The organism is Bacillus sp. NPDC060175 (genome assembly GCF_042728695.1).
Lineage (GTDB): Bacteria > Bacillota > Bacilli > Bacillales > Bacillaceae_G > Bacillus_A.
This window is the reverse complement of sequence record NZ_JBHWYR010000137.1, coordinates 1-7,308: the sequence shown is the minus strand read 5'-3', so window position 1 is coordinate 7,308 and position 7,308 is coordinate 1. Positions and strand designations below refer to the sequence as shown.

6 protein-coding genes are annotated in these 7,308 nt (G+C 38.7%); 1 reads left to right on the top strand and 5 read right to left on the bottom strand.

Annotated elements, in window-relative coordinates; translation table 11 throughout:
• Window positions 1–257: 257 nt before the first annotated feature.
• From ACFWDE_RS29320 to ACFWDE_RS29305, 4 genes are all read right to left on the bottom strand, one after another.
• On the bottom strand, window positions 258–677 hold the full coding sequence (locus ACFWDE_RS29320) for a DDE-type integrase/transposase/recombinase (RefSeq protein WP_377896243.1): 420 nt from the start codon (window positions 675–677) through the stop codon (window positions 258–260).
• Window positions 678–1,417: 740 nt separating this feature from the next.
• On the bottom strand, window positions 1,418–2,356 hold the full coding sequence (locus ACFWDE_RS29315; protein ID WP_377896242.1) for an alpha/beta hydrolase: 939 nt from the start codon (window positions 2,354–2,356) through the stop codon (window positions 1,418–1,420).
• 51 nt (window positions 2,357–2,407) lie between these two features.
• A complete protein-coding gene (locus ACFWDE_RS29310) occupies window positions 2,408–3,481 on the bottom strand; it encodes an LLM class flavin-dependent oxidoreductase (RefSeq protein WP_016091903.1) in 1,074 nt (357 codons plus the stop codon).
• A 100-nt stretch (window positions 3,482–3,581) separates the two neighbouring features.
• On the bottom strand, window positions 3,582–4,841 hold the full coding sequence (locus ACFWDE_RS29305; protein WP_377896241.1) for an MFS transporter: 1,260 nt from the start codon (window positions 4,839–4,841) through the stop codon (window positions 3,582–3,584).
• 276 nt (window positions 4,842–5,117) lie between these two features.
• On the opposite strand from ACFWDE_RS29305, the gene ACFWDE_RS29300 reads away from it, so the two are divergent.
• Entirely contained in the window at window positions 5,118–5,699 is a 582-nt protein-coding gene (locus ACFWDE_RS29300) for a TetR/AcrR family transcriptional regulator (protein ID WP_002014099.1), read from the top strand.
• A 536-nt stretch (window positions 5,700–6,235) separates the two neighbouring features.
• Here ACFWDE_RS29300 and ACFWDE_RS29295 read toward each other — a convergent pair.
• Complete coding sequence (locus ACFWDE_RS29295) at window positions 6,236–7,258, bottom strand: sensor histidine kinase (protein ID WP_219919319.1); 1,023 nt, start codon at window positions 7,256–7,258, stop codon at window positions 6,236–6,238.
• Window positions 7,259–7,308 lie beyond the last annotated feature (50 nt).

The window sequence follows — 7,308 nt, the reverse complement described above, 5'->3', positions numbered from 1 at the left end:
CTCCAATAGAGAGAAATGAAAAAAACAAATGGTAAAGTTCCTTCTTTCAAGGTAAAGACTATCCTCAACCTTCTCCAAGCCACCGCATCATATAATTTTTTAACTATCCTTAGCTACGCGCTTTACACTCGGTGACTGGCAGAAGACTAAGAATCTTCTCGTTTTAAGTCCGTAGACTTCGAGAGCTATGGGGGATATTCTGGTGCAAAAATCATTTAATAGAGACATAGAGCCTACACATTCTGTTCAATTCCAGATTATGATGTAATTCCAAACAAGTTATGTACAAATTCAACTTCGTTTTGGATAGACTTCACCTGTTGGTGAAGTTGTCCTTTTTTCATCATATGCATGGCTTCAACACCACTCAATATAGAGGTTGCTGTTTTAAATGACTTGAACCCCAACATAGAACGCACGCGTTTCTTAATAAAACGATGATCCTGTTCCACTATATTATTGAGATATCTAACTTGTCTTAGTTGTATGCCTTCTAATTGAGGTCCATATTGATGAACCCAGCGCATAATCGTTGTGTGAGCAATTGATAATCCTCTTTCCTCCATCATTTCCACCAGGTTACGAAAGCTCAAATTGTACCGTAGGTACCACCTTACTGTTAATAAGATTAGTTCAGACTGATAATGCTTCCATTTAAACAAATTCTCCTTTTCCATACTGATCACACACCTTTTATAGAGTAGTAATATCAGTATGTCCAAGTTTAAGAGATTTTTTGCACCAGAACCCAATGAATTACAGCAATTACTCACAATTGTATAGAATTCAGCTATACCCCATCCTAACTTTCTATCTGTAAAAAACTTTGCAACAGAACCAACTTTCGCACCTATAAAATAAGTGGGAAGCTTTAGCTATATTGAATTTAGAGTCTATCAATTGTGTACTTGACAACTTGAGTAAAATGAAAAAACACCTCGTTCTTTGGTATAGTGAGATTGCCTAGAAATCACTACCACAGAAGAGGTGCCTTAACTACGATACATCAAAATAACCAATATCATCAACTACCAAAAGAACTTAATTCTATTTTTTTCGAGCTTGAAATGAATATCCAGCTAAGGATGCAGTCTATCGCCGTTTCCTGCTGCTGTTTAGTACGAATACGATTAAAAAAGTAACTCGCCTTACGAAAAAATCCGCTCCAAAGTGTTGATTATGCTTATGATCGTAACCCCAGTAAAAAGGTTGAATTGCTGGCACACTATTTTGAAACCTTGGTTAGCTATTCAAACTTTGAAGTATTTACTGTTTTTTAATCAATGAGTAAGGGGCAAAATTCAAAGTATATGGTAGCACTATTTGTACTTCGTCCTGTAATCTTTGCTCATCGAATAAACCTAGAGCTATCACTCATGCCTTCAGTTGAACACCCTGATGACTGAGCTAAGATAAATTATGGATGAAGTGCCCGTGCCATCGCATCAAAATAATTCTGACTGGCACGCTGACTTACTACGGCTTCAGGCACAAATACTTCAAAGCAATGGAAGCAGCCGGGGTAGAGGTGAAATTCAACGTCTACTCCTGCTTGTGCAAGTCGTGTTACATATTCAATGGTTTCATCTCGAAATAAATCGAGTTGACCTACACATGTATAAGTTGGCGGTAGCCCGGCTAAGTTTTCTGCTCTCGAAGGTACGGCATAGGAAGATAGCTCGTTGGAATCTTTCTCCTTGCCCAAGTACATACTCCAAGCCGTCAAATTGTTTGCTCTATTCCATGTTGCGTGTTCTTCTGTAATCTCATAGCTTGATGGTGTTATGTTGCGGTTGTCAAGCATCGGATACAGCGGCATCTGGAATATAATAGATGGACCTCCTTTATCCCGAGCCATTAACGCAAGCGCTGCTGTTAGTCCACCGCCTCCACTTGCACCGGCGATCGCGACTCGATTCACATCAATGCCCAGCGAGTCTGCCTCATTTGTCATCCAAACCAAGCCTGCATAACAATCTTCGATAGCCGCTGGATAAGGATGTTCGGGAGCAAGTCGATAATCGACAGACACAACAACGCATTTAGCATTCTGAACAAAGCGTTCACACAAAACATCGTCCATATCGGGGTGTCCCATTACGTATCCGCCACCGTGAATCCACAGCATAGCTGGAAGTTTATCAAGATTGTTCTCAACGGGTTCGTAAATTTTAACTAACATCTCGCCAGCAGCGCCAGGAATCATTCGCTTGGTCATGTGTACAAGCTCTGATTTTTCCAAATGTGGATTCGACAAGAGACTTCGACTCGCCTCTAGATCCCCCTCTAATTGAAAACCTGGAAATTGTGAGAAAGCCTGTTTTAATTCTGGTAATACTCGGCTGTCAATTTTCATATAAATTCCTCCAGTTAAATAATGAGACTTGATGCAATCCTTATGGAATAATTAACGGAATAGATGTGTCTCCTGTTCTCCTTCAGCTTCCCATTTGGCAATTTCCTCTCTTACACGAGGGGCAACTTCTGTTCCAAGCAATTCTATGGCACGCATGACCTGATCATGTGGCATGGTACTTAATGGTACATACATCATAAAGCGTGTAATCCCTACATGCTTACGAAGATGTATGATTTTTTCGGCGACTGTATCTGGATCACCAACATACAACGCCCCTTCAAAACTTCGTGCAGCATCAAAGCTGGAACGATCATAATAAGGCCAACCCCGCTCTTTGCCAAGTTTATTCATGCCTGCCTGAGTGGACGGGAAAAATGTATCTGCTGCCAATTCCGTATTCTCTCCAACAAATCCAATCGAATGAGATCCCACCTGAAGTTTTGATACATCATGACCAGCGTGAGCCGCCGCTTTCTTATATAGCTGTACAATTCGTGCAAAGTGCATTGGGCTACCACCAATAATCGCCAGCATAAGTGGTAATCCCAGAAAACCGGCACGGATAGCAGACTCCTGATTTCCACCGCTACCAACCCATATCGGTAAAGGATTTTGAACAGGTCTTGGATACACACCTAAATTATTGATTGCTGGTCGATGTCCGCCTTCCCAAGTCACTTTTTCGGACTGACGTATTTTGAGCAGTAGGTCCAAATGTTCTTCAAACAGTTCTTCATAGTCCTTCAAGTTATAGCCAAACAATGGAAAAGATTCGATAAAGGAACCACGACCCGCCATAATCTCTGCGCGTCCATTTGAAATGCCATCCAGTGTGGAAAAATCCTGAAAAACGCGCACAGGATCAGCTGAAGAAAGCACAGTTACTGCACTCGCGAGCCGTATCTTTTTCGTTTGTGGTGCCGCGGCTGATAGAACCATCGCTGGAGAGGATGCTGCATAATCCTTCCTATGGTGCTCACCAACACCAAACACATCAAGTCCTACTTGATCAGCAAGAACGATTTCTTCAACAACTTCACGCAATCGCTGTGCGTGACTTATCACTTCACCACTATGTACATCTGGTTTCGTTTCTACAAAAGACGTAATACCTATTTCCATTTGTCATCTCTCCTAGTCCAATTAGATTTTAAGTCAAAAAAATTAATCATTTCCTTTATGGTAGTAACGTGTTTCTCATATTGACTAACACACGTTTATTTCATGAAATCTTAACTCGTCTGGTCATAGCCCAAAAAAGAAGAGCGAAAGCACTGACAGAGGCTCCGAGTAAGGAAACCCCTCCCCAGCCAAAGTGTGCGTATATTTGAGTCGAAGCAATTGAACCACCAGCACTGCCGATAGAATAAAACACCATATATCCAGCAGTAAGTCGACTCCGTGCTTCTGTATGCAATGGAAGGATCATGGTTTGATTCGTGACATGTATTGCCTGTACGGCCAAATCAAGTAGAACTATCCCTATCACTAACGCGATTAATGACTGCTCTATATAACTGATGAACAACCATGAAATCAATAATAGAGCTAAAGCAATACCTGTCGTTCGTTGTCCGTAACCTTGATCGGCCAATTTCCCTGCCCGTGCCGCAGCTAAGGCTCCAGCCACGCCTACAAGACCGAATGCGCCAATTGCACTATGAGATAGAGCAATTGGCGGTGTACTAAGTGGCAGTACTAGTGAAGTCCACAAAATGCTGAAATCAGCAAAAATCAGCATAGCTAGAACGGAGCGAACGCGTAACGTTCGTTCTTGAATAAACAAAGCAAGCACCGATCTAATCAACTGAGGGTAGGATAGCGATTTTACCTCGCGCTCAACATTGGGCAAGATCTTTATAAACATAAAAACCATCAAAAGCATGAGCGCAGCAGAAAATAGATATACAGAACGCCATCCCGCAACATCTGTCAATATACCAGCAAAAGTACGTGCGAGAAGTATGCCAATAACAATCCCACTTGTTACAATGCCAACGACACGTCCTCTTTCTGTAGGGGAAGCGATGGTCGCTGCAAACGCCACGAGAGTCTGTGTCACAACTGCAAGCAGACCCACCAAAGCCATACCTGCGAAAAGCACCATGCTGGAGGAAGCAGTACCAACTATAACCAGAGCTGTTGTAGATAATAGCATCTGACCGACAATTAGACGTCGCTGGTTTAGCAAATCTCCAAGCGGTACGAGTAGCAGTAAGCCCACTCCATAAAAAATTTGTGTAACGGTAATAACAACACCAATAATGGAATGGTTAATACTAAACTCATTAGATAGTTGATCAAGCAACGGCTGTGCAAAGTAAATATTGGCAACAGACATTCCACAGGCAGCCGCAAACAATAATGCCAAAGCGTGAGACATGGATGGCTGTTGATCCAAATTAGGTTTTGTTATGGAAGATTTATGACTTATCTTAGTGTAGAGTGGATCATCTTCTATATTTGTCTCTGTTTTAAACATACCTTAACCTCCAATCACATTAGATTTTTAATCATAACATACCGTTCAGTACAATATGATTACTGGTAAATATAACTTAGTCTTATTCATGATGTCAACGATTTATTTGCACTAAAGTAAATGTTGTATTAAATGAATGGAGATTGGTTTGACATAGAGAATGGCTAAATATATAATAATTACATACTGTTTGGTAATAAAAACAACAATTGTAATTACCTACACACCTATCCTAAAACAATTAATAAAATCAAAGTTTGAGGAGGAGAATTCTTAATGGCAAGAACCCGTGAATTTGATGAGGATCAAGTTTTAGATGCAGCAATGCAGTTATTTTGGGAGAAGGGCTATGAGGCTACCTCATTAAGTGATCTTACTTCTAGAATGGGCATTCAACGCCCTAGTATTTATTCAGCTTTTGGAGATAAGAAAGAATTGTTTGAAGCCGCACTTCGCAGATATACAATGTCTCGGGCCTCTGATACACGAACTAGGCTTCAAAGTCACTCCTCTGTAAAAGAGGCATTTTCTATTTTCTTTGCCGATGTCGTCAATGAAGAATACGCAGGAGATCTTAGTAAAGGTTGTTTTTGTATCAATACAATGGTTGAACTAGCACCTCATGATGAGCGATTTGAAATTTTGACCAGAGAACATCAAATGTACCTCGCCGTCATTTTTCAGGAGACGATCGAACGTGGAATCCAATCAGGTGAGCTGGAAGTCAACACAGATGCAAAGTCTTTGGCACAGGCACTGATTGTAGCGTTAATCGGTCTAACGGTTATGATGAAATCTCGCCCCCAACGTTCATTTGTCGACAATGTAATAGCAGCGACGCTCACATTACTTAAGTGACATGATTGTATATGAAAGTACGAAAACTATACCTTTATAGGGGTAGCGTCACATGCCCATCAACTTAAGAAATTATTTGTTCCCCAAAACGAAAAAAATGAGCCGAATTCTATAAATAACTGTAAAAAGGTGAAATTTTCATTTTTGGGTGGTTCCAAATCCTTAGCTTGATGGCCATGGGGTCACCATATCAAAAAAAGAAAATTGCAAGTTTGGACACAATTTGGAAACAAAATATCCGATTCCTTGTAAGCTAAGGGATCGGATATTTATTTTACTGTTCTATATAGTGTACAATTTCTCGCTAACGAGGTCTGTGTAGCAACCGAATCAAATCTTGCGTTAAGTATTAGTGGCCATCAAAAATAGTAATGACTACTTCAGATTAACATCCATTCGATTCACAATTAAATATACCAATATGTTAAATGGCTAAATAATACAAACGGTATGAAGAGAATTTCTACTCTTTTCATACCGTTTTGCATTTGTTTATAAGTTTCATATGAAATTCGTGGGAAGATGCAGCATTTCTTTTATAAATAAGACTCAAAAGTCACCATACCTGATAAAGGAAATATTAATGTAACTCTAGTTCCTTTATTCACTTCAGATTCAATGCCAATTTTCAATCCTAATTTTGAACACAATTTTTCGCAAAGATACAAGCCCATTCCTGTACTTTTGCTAAATCTTCTTCCATTCTCTCCAGTAAACCCTTTCTCAAAAACTCTATTTATATCTTTAGTTACTATCCCTACTCCATTATCCTCTATAGTTAGTATTACTGAGTTAGTTTTCTTAATTGTGTATATACGTATCATTTGTTCTTTGTTATTTGAGTACTTTATAGAATTTCCTATTATTTGATTAATAATAAATTCAATCCATTTTCCATCACTATATACAATCTCATCAATATCCTGTATATCTAATTTTATTCTCTTATGAATAAAATCCCTATAGTTTCTTTTAATTACATTCCTTACTACATTATCAAGGTTGATTGGCTTTATCATATAGTCTTTATTCACGTTAGAGCTTCGAGAATAATACAGAACCTGTTCAACAAACCCCTCAATCCGATCCATTTGAGAGTCGATTTTATTCGTTACTTCATTTTGATTATTTTCAATTATAAGCTTTGTAGAAGCTATTGGTGTCTTAATTTCATGCACCCATGTTTCTATATATTCTCTGTAATCCAATTGCATATCTCTATAATACTTTACATTTTCATGCATATCTCTACTTACTTCTTTCAGTATAGCGTTAAGCTTTTCCCCATGTATAAAGTTTGCTTCCTTTACTACCTCTGGAAGTAAGTATTTTTTCTCCAAGTTTTCTAATATGCCGTTAATCTCATTATAATAAATTTTACATCTTATAAATTCTATAGCCATATATGAAATCAATGGAAAAAACCAAATACAAAAGACAAAGAATATGATAATGAACGGAACATTCACAGTCAGCAATATACCTGCTAGTATAATAAATACCAGTACATTAAATAGTATTACTACCATTTTATCTTTAATAAATTCACCTATATTCATGGCATTATATACCCTAAGCTTCTTCTTGTTGTAATTGGATTTTCTATACC